The 15,330-nt window shown below is 71.1% G+C and carries 11 protein-coding genes; 5 read left to right on the forward strand and 6 right to left on the reverse strand.

Annotation, left to right across the window (positions count from 1 at the left end):
- Positions 1 to 49 precede the first annotated feature (49 nt).
- A complete protein-coding gene (locus tag WME97_RS38120; protein ID WP_437545016.1) occupies positions 50 to 445 on the reverse strand; it encodes a cupin domain-containing protein in 396 nt (131 codons plus the stop codon).
- On the reverse strand, positions 445 to 1,302 hold the full coding sequence (locus tag WME97_RS38125; protein WP_437545017.1) for an SDR family NAD(P)-dependent oxidoreductase: 858 nt from the start codon (positions 1,300 to 1,302) through the stop codon (positions 445 to 447). The genes WME97_RS38120 and WME97_RS38125 overlap by 1 nt, the downstream gene beginning before the upstream one ends.
- A gap of 148 nt (positions 1,303 to 1,450) precedes the next feature.
- Between WME97_RS38125 and WME97_RS38130 the strand changes: the two genes are divergently transcribed.
- Entirely contained in the window at positions 1,451 to 2,068 is a 618-nt protein-coding gene (locus WME97_RS38130) for a TetR/AcrR family transcriptional regulator (RefSeq protein WP_437545018.1), read from the forward strand.
- Between the two features lie 48 nt (positions 2,069 to 2,116).
- Here the strand turns inward: WME97_RS38130 and WME97_RS38135 are convergent, their stop codons facing one another.
- The 3 genes from WME97_RS38135 to rtcR form a co-directional block, all read right to left on the reverse strand.
- On the reverse strand, positions 2,117 to 3,193 hold the full coding sequence (locus WME97_RS38135) for a formylglycine-generating enzyme family protein (RefSeq protein WP_437545019.1): 1,077 nt from the start codon (positions 3,191 to 3,193) through the stop codon (positions 2,117 to 2,119).
- Positions 3,190 to 6,342 (reverse strand): hypothetical protein, encoded by a 3,153-nt coding sequence (locus tag WME97_RS38140; RefSeq protein WP_437545020.1) that lies wholly within the window; start codon positions 6,340 to 6,342, stop codon positions 3,190 to 3,192. Before WME97_RS38140 ends, WME97_RS38135 begins: the two co-directional genes overlap by 4 nt.
- A gap of 484 nt (positions 6,343 to 6,826) precedes the next feature.
- A complete protein-coding gene (gene rtcR / locus WME97_RS38145) occupies positions 6,827 to 8,458 on the reverse strand; it encodes an RNA repair transcriptional activator RtcR (protein ID WP_437545021.1) in 1,632 nt (543 codons plus the stop codon).
- Between the two features lie 131 nt (positions 8,459 to 8,589).
- Here rtcR and WME97_RS38150 point away from each other — a divergent pair, with 131 nt between their 5' ends.
- The 3 genes from WME97_RS38150 to argF all read left to right on the forward strand — a co-directional run bounded on the left by WME97_RS38150 (position 8,590) and on the right by argF (position 11,968).
- On the forward strand, positions 8,590 to 9,816 hold the full coding sequence (locus WME97_RS38150; protein ID WP_437545022.1) for an RtcB family protein: 1,227 nt from the start codon (positions 8,590 to 8,592) through the stop codon (positions 9,814 to 9,816).
- A gap of 52 nt (positions 9,817 to 9,868) precedes the next feature.
- On the forward strand, positions 9,869 to 10,888 hold the full coding sequence (gene rtcA, locus WME97_RS38155; RefSeq protein WP_437545023.1) for an RNA 3'-terminal phosphate cyclase: 1,020 nt from the start codon (positions 9,869 to 9,871) through the stop codon (positions 10,886 to 10,888).
- A gap of 144 nt (positions 10,889 to 11,032) precedes the next feature.
- Positions 11,033 to 11,968 carry an ornithine carbamoyltransferase gene (gene argF / locus WME97_RS38160; protein ID WP_437545024.1) on the forward strand — a complete coding sequence of 312 codons (936 nt, stop codon included), beginning with the start codon at positions 11,033 to 11,035 and terminating at the stop codon, positions 11,966 to 11,968.
- A 22-nt stretch (positions 11,969 to 11,990) separates the two neighbouring features.
- Here argF and WME97_RS38165 read toward each other — a convergent pair whose 3' ends face one another.
- Positions 11,991 to 14,501 carry a PAS domain-containing protein gene (locus tag WME97_RS38165; protein ID WP_437545025.1) on the reverse strand — a complete coding sequence of 837 codons (2,511 nt, stop codon included), beginning with the start codon at positions 14,499 to 14,501 and terminating at the stop codon, positions 11,991 to 11,993.
- A gap of 256 nt (positions 14,502 to 14,757) precedes the next feature.
- On the opposite strand from WME97_RS38165, the gene WME97_RS38170 reads away from it, so the two are divergent.
- Positions 14,758 to 15,303, forward strand: a complete 546-nt coding sequence (locus WME97_RS38170) for a hypothetical protein (RefSeq protein ID WP_437545026.1) — start codon at positions 14,758 to 14,760, stop codon at positions 15,301 to 15,303.
- The last annotated feature ends 27 nt before the right edge of the window (positions 15,304 to 15,330 follow it).

A 15,330-nucleotide genomic window follows, 5' to 3' on the forward strand; every position in this document is an offset into this window, starting at 1 on the left:
AGGGCACGAAAAGAACCGAGCTCTCAGGTCCTCGGCGCGCCTCCCCGCGTCAGCGCACGCGGGCGCCCGCCTCCGCGTCGCTCCACTCGACGTTGCCCTCGCGGGGCGTCACGAAGAACACGTGCACGTCCTCCACGATGTGCGCCGAGTGCGCCGTGCCGCGCGGGATCAGCAGCGCTCGACCCGGACCGACCTCGACCACCTCCGTCGTGCCGTCCGGCAGGCATATCGTGAACGTGGCCCGCCCGCGGAAGACCACGAGCAGCTCGTCGCCGCCGTCGTGCCGCTCCCAGGCGCCATCGGTGCTGCCCGCCACCTTCTTCAAGGCGCCGACCATGCAGGGGCCGCCGGCCGCGAACGACCCGAGCACTCGCGGCGCGCCGGCAGCCGCGGGCGCGCCGGCGTTCGTCGGCGCGGCGAGCGCGCTCTCGATGTCGAACGCCATCACGCCGCACCTCCAGGCGCTGCCGCCGCAGGCGGGTCCCACAGGCCGAGCCGGGCCACGACCTCGCGGGCGTACTCCGCCTCGGAGAGCCGGCGCCGGGCGTCAATCAGCGCGGCCGCGTGCTCGCCGACCACGTACCGCAGCCGCGGCGCGTCGCTCGAGAGCGCCTCCAGCACGCAGCGCGCGAGGAGCGACGGGTCGTCGCCGGTCTCGCGCGTCATGCGCTCGAGCCGCCCCAGCATACGCGCGCGCGGCGCCGCATGGTCCGGCTCCGGGCGCGCCGGGTGCGCGAACGGGATGCCCGTGCGCATGCCGTCGAGCTCGATCAGCGACACGTGAATACCGCGCGGTCGCACCTCGATCGCCAGCGACTCGGAGATCGCCTCGAGGGCGTGCTTGCTGGCCGCGTAGGCGCCCAGAAAGGGCGGCGGAACGACGCCGGCGAGCGAGCTGATGTTGACGATTCGGCCTGCCTTGCGGCGCCGCATCTCCGGCAGCACCGCGCGCATCATCCGCAGCGCGCCGAAGTAGTTCGTCTCCATCTGCCCCCGCGCCTCGTCGAGCGAGGTCTCCTCGACCGCGCCGACGAACGCGTAGCCGGCGTTGTTCACCAGCGCGTCGATGCGCCCGGCGGCGCCGAGGACCTCGGCGACGCACGCCGCGACCGAGGCGTCCTCGCGGACGTCGAGCGGGAGCAGCGGAAACGGCGCGCCCGCCGCGCGCGAGGGATCGCGGCTCGCGCCGAACACGCGATAACCGCGCGCCGCGAGCAGCGTAGCCGTGGCGCGGCCGAGGCCGGACGAGGCGCCGGTGACCAGGGCGACCGGGCCGTGAGTCTCGAGAGTCGTGGTGTGCATGAGCGTCGTTGCCTCCTGCGTGGGGTCGAGTCAGTATGCGAACGTTGAGTCGTGTCCGGTATTCGCGTTGCCGGAGGCGCGTTCTGGGATGGGCAAGGCCGAGACAAACCCGCGGAAAGCGCCGCGCCAGACGCGCTCGCGGGCCACGGTGGACGCGATCATCGAGGCGACGGTTCGCGTTCTGCTCGCCCGCGGGTACGAGGGCACGACCACCATCGCGGTCGCAGAGCGCGCCGGCGTCAGCGTCGGGTCGCTGTATCAGTACTTTCCCAACAAGGAGTCGCTGGTCGCGGCGCTCGCCGAGCGGCACGCCTCCGCGCTCGTGGCGTGCGTCGACGACGCGCTGGCCGCGGCGGATCCGTCGGATCCCGAGGCCGCCGTGCGCGCCTTCCTGCGCGCCGGCCTCGACCCGCACCGGATCTCGCCGGCCTTGCACAGGATCCTGAACGAGCAGGTGCCGCGCATCGGCCCGCTCGCCGGGGTGATGGAGACGAGCCGCAAGCTCGCGGCGCTCCTGGAGCGCCACCTCGCGGCCCATCGCGCGCGCCTCGCGGTGTCCGACGTGCGGGTCGCGGCCTTCGTGGTGGAGACGGTCCTCGAGGCGCTCGCACACCGCGCGGTGTTCGAGCGGCCGGAGCTCATCGGCACGGCGCAGCTCGAGGCCGAGGCCACGACCCTGGTGTTTGCCTACCTCTTCGGCCCCCAGGCGCCGCAGGGGACCTCAGGCCAGACCTCGGGCGGACGCGCGCTCGGGCGATCGCGCTGACGGCGGGTGTCCGGTCGCCCTGGCGCAGCAGCGCCCGGCGGCTGAGCCTCACTTGATCGTCCGGACGAGACGGAAGCCGACGCCTCGGTGCACCGCGTCCGACGCGGGGTAATTCTGGCTGGCCGCTCGCAGCTGAAAACGCGAGCCCGCGGCGTTGCTGCCTCGGGTCACGCGGAGATCTGTCCCGTCGGTCCTCAGGGTGATCTCCGTGGCAGGGTTCGTCACTGGCCCCTCGGCATCGTGAAAGACGGGTCGATCGCTGGTCCACTCGACGACGTTGCCGAGCATGTCGAACAAGCGCCAGCGGTTGGGCCGCTTCGTCCCCACGGGGTGCGTACGCGCTCCCGAGTTCACGTCATACCATGCGATGGGATCGAGGTTCGGCTCGGGGTCGTAGCGCGCGTCCGGGTTCGCTCCGGTGATGTCACCTCCGTAGTAGGCCGTCCTCGTCCCCGCGCGCGCGGCGTACTCCCATTCTGCCTCCGTCGGCAGGCGATAGCCCTCGCACTCGTAGACGCTCGCCGCGTCGCCCGCGAGGCCCACGCGGCCGCAGATCACGCCGCGGCCCAGCTCGCCTTGACATTCGGAGAGCTCGAAGCAGGGCGCGAGGGGCGGCTCGTGACGTGCGGAGAGCAGGTTCGCGAAGAGGAGGGCTTCGAACCACGTCGCATACCGGAGCGGACACGCGTCGTCCTCGCAGGTCGCCGTACCATCCTGGACCTTCACCGGCTTCTCCGGCATGAGCTCGACGAGCTCCGACCACTGCTTGCGCGTCAGCTCGAACTGGCCGATCTCGAACCCGCGCTCGAGCGTGACCGCCCTTGGAATCTCGGTGTACTCACCACGCCAGAGCTCGCTCTCCGGCGAGCCCATGATGAAGCAGCCCGGCGGAACGCGACACCAACCATTCGCGCATTCAGCCACCACCGCTGGATGCCGGCACACGGATCCATCGGCGGAGGCGACCTCCCAGCCAGTCACCTCCGGACCGACCGGATCCATGTTGCTGGCAGGCACGACGGACGGCTCCTGGTGCTCCGCCCCAGGCTGGCAGCCGAGGGGTACGACCAGGAGAGCCCAGAGAGCGACGCCGATCGCGCACGTCATCGGAGCGTTCGTATTCATGGCACGTTGCTGACCCCGAACTCGTCACCCAGGTTTTCGAAGCTCTGCGCTGCCGCCGGCGTCCTGAGCCCTACGGTCACCAGCAAGGCGACGCCGTCGACCAGGCTGTCGTGCCCCGGTCCGCCATTCCAGCTGACGCGCTTGCCGGTGCAAGGTTCGACGTTCTCTTCCGATTCACTGCACGCGGCGAGGTAGGCGTTGAAGAGATCCTTCATCTTCCAGCGCAATTCAGGCGTCGGATGGCTGTCGACCCCGTAGAGGAACTCCAGCCAGTCGTACTCGGTGCCGAACGAGAGGAGGTCGGGGGACGAGCCCCCGTCGACGCAGTGCGTGTTGCGCCACCGGACCGCCTGCTTGCAGCTCACCGGGATCGGCGGCTGATTGATGTAGAGGCCGGTGTCCTCATCGAACGCGCAATCGGTCACTCCCGGCATGCACTCCGCGGTCGACATCGGCTTGTAGTAGACGAACGTGCAGTCGGATTCCATGTCGGCGTTGAAGGCCTTGGCCGCGAAGTACTGAGCAAATCCCTCGACCTGCGCGGCGTTCGGCTCCTCCAGCGATTGCAGGCAGTGGAGCCGCTGATCGGGGGGGACGCCATCGCAGCGGCAGAGCGCGGGCTGGTCGGCGTCGCCCGCGCAGCCGTACTCCGGCCTCATCAGCCCTTGACCACTGCCCTGAATGAAATGACCGAACTCGTGCGCGACGACGTACTTGAAGCGGGTCGACGAAGCGGCGAGTCCATCTGGCTCGAGAAACAGCGTGTCCCGGCTCCTGCAGCTCGTCATGAGGGTCTCCTCCGTGCAGGGATCGTCGATCTCGCAATATTCGTCGACGACGATCTCGACTCGACCATTGCCCTCGTAGCGATGATCGATCATCGCACGCACGATGCCGAGCTCCCCATCGCTCTCGTGTTCACGTTTGAGCATCTGGCTGATCGCCGCGCCGGCTCGGGTGATCGAGTTGTGCTCGACGAAGGCCGGGCGGAAGGGCGCCGGGGGCATCGTGGGCCAATCGATCGGGTAGGCCGAGCACGTCGCGTCGGTGACGCTCCCGAGGTCCTCCGCGTAGATCGCGCACATGGAGGCCGGCCCGCTCTGCCCGGTTTGCCGCACGACGACGTTGGCCCCGGTGAACGCTGAGCCGTTCATGGCGCAGTTGGTCTCCGACGGGTCGAGGCAGTGCTGGCTGATGACGCGGGTCGCGATCTGGAGGTCGGTGCCCAGCTGCCAGTGCGAGCGGACGGGGAGCTTGGGCCTCGGAACGCAGCCGTCGCCGTCGAGCACGCCGCCGCGGTCGAAGAGCACGCCGGTCGAGTTCGACATCGTGATCTGGTAGCGCGCAAAGCTCGCCGGGACCGGCTGCATCTCCTTGCCGGGAAGGTAGTCCTCGCTGCCGATGCCAGCCCAGGGGCCAGAGTCGACGAACTGCGCGTTCCAGTCGAAGCAGATGTCCGGGCTCGCGATCGGCGTCGCGGTGAAGCACATGCGGCCGCCGTCGATGCACGTCTCGTTCGCGCCGGTAGCGCCGGTGTACAGGTCGACGTCGAACCCGTAGTCCCGGAGGTCGTCGTCCCCCAGGCAGAACCATGCGTCGTCGTCGTCCACGTCGACCGAGACGTGGACCGTGGCCCGCTCGCGGGCGACCTGCACCGTGCCGCTGCTCGTCTGACCCTTGTCCTGGCCGTCGATGACGAGCTTGGCGACGAACGGATCGACCGTGCCACACAGCCCCTCGCCGTCATCGAAGTTGAGCGAGGTGACCGTGAACGTGAAGGCGGCGGGGCCGGCCTCCTCGTTGCTCGTGTTGCCCACCTGCGGGCCCACGAAGTCGCCATACACCTCCGAAGCCAGGTGGGACGTGGCAGACGTCGTCACCTCCGGCGCGAGCTGCACGCTCAAGGACGCGAGCGAAACGCCCGGACGCTCGATGGGGACGAGGGCGAGCGGCGGGGCGGGCTCTGGCTCCGGGGGGACATCTCCCAGATCGCAAGCGGGGCTGGACGAGCTCGCGGTCGCGGTCTCTCCGGCGAGCTGCCACGAGAGGCTGCCGCTCAGGTCGAAGGGCGCAAAGAACACCTTGTCGTGCACCCCGGGCAAGAGCGTCGTGGGCGGCGCCACGCCTCCCGCGGGGACGAGCTGGTTCTGCGAGCCGAGCGGCACCGTGACCGGGAAGTCGCTCTCGTTCTCGTAGCCGAAGAGCGCGGCCCCCGCAGGGTGCTTGAAGCGTCGCACGCACTCGACAACCGGGTGGATGTTCAGGACATCGTACCAGTGGTCGAAGGGGTCGAACGTGATGGTGGAGCCCGCCTCGGCGGCCTCGACCGTTTGCCCGAAGAACGACCCTCGATGTCCGGGCGACCCGACCGGCGCGAGGCGCAGGGTCGCGCTGGGCGCCACGAGGGTCCCGTTGAACGCGGCCTCGAGCGAGACGGTCCCGGTCCCGAGGTAGGCCAGGAAGAAGCTGCTGTCCGGGCCGACGAACTGAACTCTCCCCTTGAAATCGAGCAGCTGGCGTACATAGACGATCACCGGGCCGGCCGACGTATCGAGGCGGGCGATCGACTGAGGCTGCATCTGGAGCTGATCGAGATAGTACGTGCCCGAGCTGAGATCCAGCGTGCTCCGAGGGCCGACGGAGACGCTCGCGTAACCTCCCGGGGCCAGCGACGAGGTCGTGTCCGGTCCGACGGGCGGTACGCTGACGAGCGACGGGAAGTCGACAGTGAAGCGCAGGTTCCCGAGCGGGCCGAGGGGCGTTGCCGGAAGCTCGGTCCCGACGATCGCTGCGCCGGCTTGCTTGGTGATGGTGCCGGCCGCCTGGACCGTGCCGGTGGCCTCCGTCTGACTCCCGAGCCAGACATTGCCTCCGCTGACGAGCGACCCTGTCTTCGTCGCGGCGTTGACCTCGAGGAGGCCGGTGCCGACGTTCACCGCCGGCGCTGGCGCGCCGCTCACGTCGCGCAGCGTGACCCCGCCGGCGATGCGCAGCGACTGCGATGCATGGAGGGCGACGTTGCTCTGTGAAAAGCCTGCTGGGAACCCGAGCGCGATCTCGAACTGGTTCAAGAGCGCCTGCCTGGCCGTGGAGATCGCGGCCTGCTCGGGGGCCTCCCCCTCGGGCGTACCACAGCCCACCACGCTCACGCTCGCCGCCAGCGCCAAAGCCCGTGAGAGCCGCGCCTGGATCCTTGAACCGTCGTTCGTCGTGCTCCTTCCTCTGCCACCGGCAGAAGGACACAACCTGGTGCGCTCCGGTAGATTGATGTTCTCGTGATTTGCCATTGCCATCCCGTGAGCACAGGCCGCTGTGAAAAATCGCTGTTTCTCGGCCGCTCGGACTGGCACGTAGCACTCCATGTGCCAGGCGCAGAGAGCGCGAGAAGTCTCGATCCGTCGCGTTCCACGCGCTGGACGACGGGCCGCCCGCCGCGCTGTGAGGCCCATTCTCCATGACATGTCACGGGCCGCAACGTGACATGTCACGGATCGCGGCGTGACATGTCACGGCCCGCGGCGTGGCACGGCCCGCGGGAGCATCGCGCATCGGTCGCGCGCGGCTCTCGACGGTTCGGCGCCGCGACGTCGTTGCCCGGGCTCGGTCCTGGCCTCGTGAGAGGGAGACCCCTCTCTACGCGCCCCCCGCCACCTCGCTCCAGTCGATGTCGAACCGCGCCAGGTACTTCCGCAGCCGGTCCGCGTCGTTGACGCTCTTCTTCTTCGCCCGCGACGCCGCGAACAGCACCCGTCCCGCCTCCGACAACGACCGCGCGCCCTTCAGCACCCGCAGCACCTCGGCCAGCTGCACCCGATCGAACGGGTCGAGCGCCGCCGCCCGGCGCGCGCCGAGCGCCGCGACAACGAGCTCGTCCCCGTCGCCCCCCTCCCCCGCCGCGCCGCCCGCCGCGGGCGCTCGCCGCCAGGCCTCCACCAGCCGCCCGATCTCCTCCTCCACGATCGGCCCCCCGATCCTCCCCCCGGGCGCGAGCGTCGCCATCCGCGTCACGGCCGCGTTGAAGTCCCGGAAGTTGCCCGGCCACAGCGCCTCTCGCGACGTCGCGAACCCGAGGAACCGCGCGCGCGCGTCGCGGGTCATCGTGATCCGCACGCCGAGCAGCCGCGCCGAGGCGTCGAGCTCGTAATCGAGGTTCGGCTCGATGTCCTCGACCCGCTCCCTGAGGCCCGGGAGCCGGAAGGTCCACAGGTTGATCCTCGCCAGGAGATCCTCGCGGAAGCGCCCCGCCAGAACCTCCAGCGCGAGATCCCGGTTCGTGCCGGCGAGCAGCTGGAACTCGCTCTTCACCTCCCTGTCCGAGCCGACCGGCAAGAACGCCTTCTCCTCGATCGCCCGCAGCAGCATCGCCTGCTCGTCGGCGCCCAGCTCGCCGATCTCGTCGAGGAACAGCACCCCTTCGTGCGCCTTGCGCAGGAGCCCCGGGCGGTCCTGGAGCGCCCCCGTGAACGACCCCTTCGTGTGCCCGAACAGCGCCGACATCGCCCCGTCGCCGCGGATCGTCGCGCAGTTCAGATCCACGAAGTCGCCGCCCACCTGCCGGCGCCCCTTCTTGAGGTCGTAGATCTTCCGCGCGAGCTGCGATTTCCCCGCCCCCGTCGGGCCCATCAGCAGGATGGGCGCGCGCGACGCGATCGCCACGTGCTCGATCCGCTCGATCAGCTTGTTGTACGCCGCGTTGCGCGTCTCGATACCGCTCTTCAGGAACGACACCCCCTCGCGCTGCTCCTTCTGGAAGCGCGACGCGATGCGGTCGTACTTCGAGAGGTCGAGATCGATGATCGTGAACGACCCGGCCGCGAGCTCCTCACGGTCGCGCTTCGGCGGCGACGTCTGGATGAGCCGGCCCGGGAAGTACCGCGACTCCGTGAGCAGGAACAGGCAGATCTGCGCGACGTGCGTGCCCGTCGTGATGTGGACGAGGTAGTCCTCCCGGTCCGGCGCGAACGGGTACGCCCTCGCGAAGTCGTGGAGCGCGCCGTACACCGCCTCGAAGTCCCACGGATCGTCCACCTCGACCACGTGACCGCGGATGTCCGTCTCCGGCGAGGCGCGCCGCACGTCGCCCATCACCGTCTCGGCCAGGCCCTCGAAGCGGCGCTGGTAGAGCAGCTCGAACCGGTCGACGATCAGGTCCTCGTGCTGACACAGCGCCACGCTCGGGCGCCAGCGCGACCAGCGCTCCGCCGTCTTCCCGGTGTCCAGCGTCGGGCCCAGCATGCCGAGGACCACGGTCGTCTTGCGCGTCATAGAATGTTCTCTAACCGTTTTATACACAGGTCTAATCCGCAGGGCCAGCGGCCCGTGATCGCCTGGATTTCGAGTGGCACGCGCCGTGCGATACGCAGAAGGCAGAACGACCCCTCACCGGAGATCTTGCCATGGAGCGAAGCTACAACGTCATCCCCACGGACTCGGGCGTGCCCATCAAGGCGTGGACGGTCGGCGTGCCGTTCGAGACCGCCGCGGAGGCGCAGCTCAAGAACCTCGCCGCGCTGCCGTTCATCCACAAGTGGATCGCCGTGATGCCCGACGCGCACCAGGGCATCGGCGCGACCGTGGGGAGCGTCGTCGCGACGCACGGCGCGGTCATCCCGGCGGCGGTGGGCGTCGACATCGGCTGCGGGATGATGGCGGCGCGCACGAGCCTCTCCGCGTCGCAGCTGCCGGACGCGCTGCGCGGGCTCCGGACGGCCATCGAGGGCGCGGTGCCGCACGGCCGCACCGACAACGGCGGGAAGAACGACCGCGGCGCGTGGCGCTCGCCGCCCGCCGCCCAGGTCGCGGCGTGGGCCGAGCTCGAGCCGCGGTACCGGCAGATCGTCGAGAAGCACCCGCGCATCGGGCGCGGCTACGCCATCGAGCACCTCGGCACGCTCGGGACCGGCAACCACTTCATCGAGCTCTGCCTCGACGAGGAGGACCGCGTCTGGGTCATGCTGCACAGCGGGTCGCGCGGCGTCGGCAACCGGGTCGGGAGCTACTTCATCGAGCTCGCCAAGCAGGAGATGAGGCGCTTCTTCATCAACCTGCCCGACGCCGACCTCGCGTACCTGCCGGACGGGACGAGGCACTTCCACGACTACATGCAGGCCGTGTCGTGGGCGCAGGACTTCGCGGCGGTGAACCGCGAGCTGATGATGGCGCAGGTGATCGCGGCGCTCCGCGGCTCGGGCGAGCTGCCGCCCTTCGACGCGACCGTGGAGGCGGTGAACTGCCACCACAACTACGTGGCGCGCGAGCACCACTACGGGAAGGACGTGCTCGTGACCCGCAAGGGCGCCGTCCGCGCGCAGGCGGGTGATCTCGGGATCATCCCGGGCAGCATGGGCGCGCGCTCGTTCATCGTCCGCGGGCTCGGCAACGCGGAGAGCTTCTGCAGCTCGAGCCACGGCGCGGGCCGCGTCATGTCGCGGGGCGAGGCGCGCCGCCGCTTCTCCGTCGCGGACCACGAGGCCGCGACCGCGGGCGTCGAGTGCCGCAAGGACGAGGACGTGATCGACGAGACGCCGGCGGCCTACAAGCCGATCGACGACGTGATGCGGGCGCAGAAGGATCTCGTCGAGATCGTCCACACCCTGCGGCAGGTCGTCTGCGTGAAGGGGTGAGCCGCGCGCCCCGGCGCCGTGATATCGCTGTTCCAGGGGAGAGCCGACCGCCATGCTGACCATCGATGGATCCATCGGAGAGGGAGGGGGCCAGATCCTCCGCACGACGCTCGGCCTCTCGCTGATCACGCAGACGCCCGTCCGTATCACCTCGATCCGCAAGGGCCGCGCGCGCCCGGGCCTGATGCGGCAACACCTGACCTCGGTCCGGGCCGCGGCCCAGATCGGCCGCGCCGAGGTGTCGGGCGCGTCGCTCGGGTCGCAGGAGATCGTGTTTCGACCGACCGCGATCGTCCCCGGCGAGCACACGTTCCAGGTCGGGAGCGCGGGGAGCACGACGCTCGTGCTGCAGACCGTCCTGCCCGCGCTGCTCCGCGCGCCCGCGCCGTCGGCGCTCACGCTCGAGGGCGGCACGCACAACCCCCTGGCGCCGCCGTTCGACTTCCTGGACCTCGCCTACCTGCCGCTCGTGCGGAGGATGGGGCCGGACGTCACCGCGACGCTCGTGACGCCCGGCTTCTACCCGGCCGGCGGCGGGGTGGCCCACGTCTCGATCGCGCCGGCGCCGGCGCTCGCGCCGCTCGAGCTCCTCGAGCGCGGGGAGATCCGCGGCCGGCGGGCGGTCGCGACGGTGTCGAACCTCCCGGGCGCCATCGCGGTGCGCGAGCTCGACGCGGCGGCGGCGGTGCTCGGCTGGGAGCCGGACTGCTTCAAGCCCAGCGTGCTGAAGGGCGGGAACGGCCCGGGCAACGTGCTCACCATCGCCGTCGAGAGCGAGCACGTGACCGAGGTCTTCACCGGGTTCGGGGTGAAGGGCGTGCGCGCGGAGTCCGTCGCCACGAAGGCGGCCGAGGAGGCGCGCGACTACCTCGCGGCGGGCGTCCCCGTGGGTGAGCACCTGGCCGATCAGCTGCTCTTGCCGATCGCCCTCGCGGGCCGCGGCGCCTTCCGGACCGTGCGCCCGTCATCCCACACGACAACCCACCTCGGGCTGCTCCGAGATCTCCTCGGGATCCGCGCGTCGGTCGCGCAGATCTCGGACGCGGCGTGGCAGATCGAGATCTGGCGCTGAGCGCGGTCCACGGCGGATCCACGGCCGATTGACGTCGGCGTCCCGGTTGTGCCACATCACGACGGGCGTACGGCGCGCCCTGCGTCGCGGGCTGCCCGCGGCGCGGCGGCGCGCCCGGACGGCGGCGACGCGGAAGGCGGGACAATGGCGAAGCGCGATTACCTCAAGATCACGGACACGACCCTGGCCGAAGCGCACCGCGTGCTCAGGCTCGCCGCTCGCCTGAAGGAGGAGCCGAAAGGGCGGCGCACCACGATGCTCGCCGGCCGGGCCATCGCGGTCGTCCTGGAGAAGGCGAGCACGCGCACGCGCGTGTCGTTCGAGGTCGGCATCGCGCAGCTCGGCGCCCAGCCGGTCGTGCTGAGCACCCAGGGCAGCCAGCTCGCCCGCGGCGAGCCGATCCGCGACACGGCGCGCGTGCTCGCCCGGTACTGCGACGCGATCGCGTTCCGCACGTCGTCGACCGCGCGCCTGCTCGAGATGGCGGAGGCGAGCGTGCCGGTGATCAACGCGCTCTCGGACGACGGCCACCCGGTGCAGGTGCTCAGCGACGTCTTCACGATCCAGGAGGCGCTCGCGGCGAACGGGGACAGGAGCGGCATCGCCGGCCGGCGCATCGCGTTCCTCGGCGACTGCGCGAGCAACATGGCGCGCTCGTGGCTCGAGGCGGCGCAGCTCTTCGATTTCCACCTCGTGCTCGCGGGGCCCGAGGGGTACATGCCGCCCGCGGACGAGGTCGAGCGCGCGCGGAAGACGGGCCACGTCACGATCACCCACGACCCGCGCGAGGGCGCGGCGGGCGCGGACGTGGTGAACACGGACGTGTGGGCGAGCATGGGACACGAGGCCGAGGCGGAGAAGCGCCGCGCCGCGTTCGCCGGCTGGACCGTGGACGCCAAGGTGATGGCGAAGGCCGCGCAGCACTCCATCGTGCTGCACTGCCTGCCGGCGCACCGCGGCGAGGAGATCGACGACGAGACGCTCGAAGGGCCGCGCTCGCGCGTGTGGGATCAGGCCGAGAACCGGCTGCACGTGCAGAAGGCACTCATGCTGTGGCTGCTCGGCGTCGAGCTGGCCTAGAGCGGCCGCGCGCCGCGCGGGGTCAACCGAGGAGCGCGCCGCGCCGGGAGCGGGCGGGGGGCCCGTCGCCGCCCGAGCGGCCCGTGAGGTCCGCGACGACCTGCACCAGGTCGGCAGGGTCGATCGGCTTGGCGACGTGCTTCTGGAAGCCGGCCGCCAGCGCCCTCCTCCGGTCCTCGATCCGGGCATAGGCGGTCAGGGCCACGGCGGGGATACGCCGGATCTCGTCCCGGCCCGCCGCGCGGAGCTGGTGGATCAACGCATAACCGCTCTCCCCCGGCATACCGATGTCGCTGAGCAGGACATCGGGCCTCAGCCGCTCCAGGACGCTCATGGCCTCGCTCGCCGAGCCGGCCGTTGTGACCCGCGCGCCCGCTCCCTCCAGCAAGAACGCGATCATCTCCCTGGCGTCCGGCTCATCCTCGACGACGAGGACGTGAACGCCGAAGAGCGGCGGCGGCTCCCCGCTCCGCAGCGGGGCGCGCCCCGGCGCGGACGGCGTCCCCTCGTGCGCGGCGGAGGGCGCCACGGGCAGGGGGAGCGTCACCGTGAACGTCGCTCCTCCCCCCTCGCCCGGGCTCTCCGCCTCCACCGTGCCGCCGTGCAGCTCGACGAGGTGGCGGACGATCGCGAGCCCCAGGCCGAGCCCGCCGTGAGCCCTCGTCGGGGAGGAGTCGCCCTGGCGGAAGCGGTCGAACACATACGGCAGGAACGACGTGGTGATGCCCTTGCCGTTGTCCGTGACCGAGATCGCGACCTGGGCGTCGCTCCGCCCCACCCGGACGGTGACAAGCCCTCGCTTCGGGGTGAATTTCACCGCGTTGGAGAGCAGGTTCCACATGACCTGCTGGAGGCGATCCGGGTCGCCGCACACGTGGCTGAGCCCCTCGCCCGGCTCGACGCGGATCTCGATCTCCTTCGCCTTCGCCGTCGGCGTGATGGTGTCCACGGCGGCATCGATGACCGCCGCGAGATCCACGGCGATCGTGCGGAGCCGCAGCTTGCCCGTGATGATCCGGGAGACCGTCAGGATATCGTCGACGATCTGCGCCTGCGCGTGGGCGTTGCGCTCGATCGACGCCATGCCCTGCTTGACGCGCTCCGGGGCGAGGCCCTTGTCCTTGATCAGCCGCGCCCAGCCCAGGATCGCCGTGAGCGGCGTCCGCAGCTCGTGGGAGACCGTCGCGAGGAACTCGTCCTTCATGCGGTTCGCGTCCTCGGCCCGGATGCGGTCCTTCTCCGACTGGGCGAGCGCCTGCTGCTCGCGGCGGAGCAGCTCCGTGCGCTCGTGCTCGAGCTGCTTCAGCTCGGTGATGTCGACGACGGCGCCCGTCAGGAACAGCGGGGAGCCGTCCCGATCGGCGACGATGCGCCCGCGATCATGGACCCACCGGATCGACCCGTCGGCGCGGACGACACGGTGGATGATGTCGTAGATGCACCGCTCGTGGACGCTCCGCTCGTGCATGGCCATCACCGCGTCGAGATCGTCCGGGTGGACGCGGCTCATCCAGTCGCCCATGGGCTGCGTCGTCTCGCGCTCGTCCAGGCCCAGGATGCGGTTCAGGCTCGCGTCCCTCGTGTCGCACCGCGTCTCCAGATCGACTCGCCACGTGCCCACGTCCGCCGCCCACGTGGCCAGCCGGAGCCGATCCTCCCGGTCCTGGAGCGCGCTCTCGATCCGGAACCGCTCGGTCAGGTCGACCGCCGATCCGACCATGCGGATCGCCTTGCCGGACGCGTCGCGGAGCACCGCCCCGCGATCGAACACCCGGGCGACGGAGCCATCGCCACGGTACACGCGGTACTGCGCCGACCAGGTGTCGGCGTCGCCGCGAAAGAGCTCCTCGAAGCCGCGCACCACGCGGTCGCGATCCTCGGGCAGCAAGCGGCTCATCCACCAGGCGCCGGTCCGAGCCGTCTGCTCGGGAGCATAACGGAAGACCTCGTAAAACGTCTCGTTGTGCTCGACCCGATCCGTCCGGATATCCCAGTCCCAGATCGGGTCCCTGATCGCTCGAGCGAGGAGGCGATAGCGCTCGTCCCGTGCGTCCGCTTCCAGGCGCGCACGGGGCTCCCCGGCGCCTGCGCGCGCGGCGCCTCCGGCGAGGCCTGCGAGCGCGACAGCGGCCTGATCGGCGAGCGCCTCGAGCAGCCAGGCATCCTCGCCGGAGGCCGGGGCGCCCCGCTCGACCGCGAGCACGCCAGAGACACGGCCGCTGACGATCAGCGGCGCGGCGGCGACGTGGGCCGCCCCGTCCAGCGCTCGCGCCATCCCGTCGTCGGCCCTCGGGAGCGGGTGGCCGCAGAGCTCGGCGAGCAGCGCCGGATCGAGCCCCAGCGCCGCTCGCACGACCGGACGGCCGTCCTCGTCGTCCAGGATCAGGACGGCCCTGCCAGAGCCGCTCAGGCGCGCCGCCGCGGAGAGGACGATCTCTTGAATCGCGGGCGCCGAACACGCGGACGCGAGCGCGCGGCTGGCCTCGGTCAGCGCGCGGATCTGCGAACGGTGCCTCTCCTCGTGTTCGATCACAGGCAGACGACCCTCGGATCCAGCAGGAGGGTGCTCTCGCGGACGATGGGTGTGCATCCCTGACCAGATCAGCCGGGCACGCTCTTGAAACACGGCGCCACCACACCAGAGCACGAGCAGGCGGTATGCCTCTTGCGGCCCAGTCATAGGAGCGCGTGGACATGCGCGCCAGCCAAGCCGCAGGCGATCCGGCGCAGAAAACTTGGCCCGGTATCCCGATTCCTGAGCAAACCCGCGCAGCGTGGATTTCCGCGACATGCCGCCCGAGCTCCTCCTGGCCGTGGCCGGCGCGGCGCTCGCCTTCGGGCTGGTCCAGACGCTCCGGCTCGCGTGGAGGCGCGCATGGCAGCGGCGTCGGCTCTCGCGGTGCCGGGAGCAGGGCGCCGCGGGAGAGGTCCGCGCCGAGGCGCTCCTCCGCGAGCTCGGCTACACCATCGTCGGCCGGCAGGTCGCGGTCTCGTACGGAGTCCAGATCGACGGCGAGCCGGTCAGCGTCGGTCTCCGCGCCGACTACCTCGTGGCGCACGGTCCCAGGCGGTATGTCGCCGAGGTGAAGACGGGCCGGCTCGCGCCGCGCATCGACACGCCCGCGACGCGGCGGCAGCTGCTCGAGTACCGCGTCGCGTTCGACGTCGACGGCGTGCTCCTCGTCGACGCGGAGTCCCGGCGGGTGCGCTCGGTGGTGTTCCCGCTCCCCGCCGGCGCCGCGGCCGCGTCACCGTTCGGCGCGCGCCTCGCGTGGGTCCTGGCGGCCATCGTGGGGGGCCTCGTCGCGGCGATGGCCGCGCGCTCCGCGGGGTGACGCGGGCGCGCGGCGGGCCAGGGCGCG

Source organism: Sorangium sp. So ce367 (assembly GCF_051520455.1).
GTDB lineage: Bacteria > Myxococcota_A > Polyangia > Polyangiales > Polyangiaceae > Sorangium > Sorangium cellulosum_B.

Coding starts and splice junctions, on each gene's coding strand:
- WME97_RS38135 (WP_437545019.1), bottom strand. CDS start 3,193: ATGAATACGAACGCTCCGATGACGTGCGCGATCGGCGTCGCTCTCTGG.
- WME97_RS38170 (WP_437545026.1), top strand. CDS start 14,758: ATGCCGCCCGAGCTCCTCCTGGCCGTGGCCGGCGCGGCGCTCGCCTTC.
- rtcA (WP_437545023.1), top strand. CDS start 9,869: ATGCTGACCATCGATGGATCCATCGGAGAGGGAGGGGGCCAGATCCTC.
- WME97_RS38125 (WP_437545017.1), bottom strand. CDS start 1,302: ATGCACACCACGACTCTCGAGACTCACGGCCCGGTCGCCCTGGTCACC.
- WME97_RS38120 (WP_437545016.1), bottom strand. CDS start 445: ATGGCGTTCGACATCGAGAGCGCGCTCGCCGCGCCGACGAACGCCGGC.
- WME97_RS38150 (WP_437545022.1), top strand. CDS start 8,590: ATGGAGCGAAGCTACAACGTCATCCCCACGGACTCGGGCGTGCCCATC.
- rtcR (WP_437545021.1), bottom strand. CDS start 8,458: ATGACGCGCAAGACGACCGTGGTCCTCGGCATGCTGGGCCCGACGCTG.
- argF (WP_437545024.1), top strand. CDS start 11,033: ATGGCGAAGCGCGATTACCTCAAGATCACGGACACGACCCTGGCCGAA.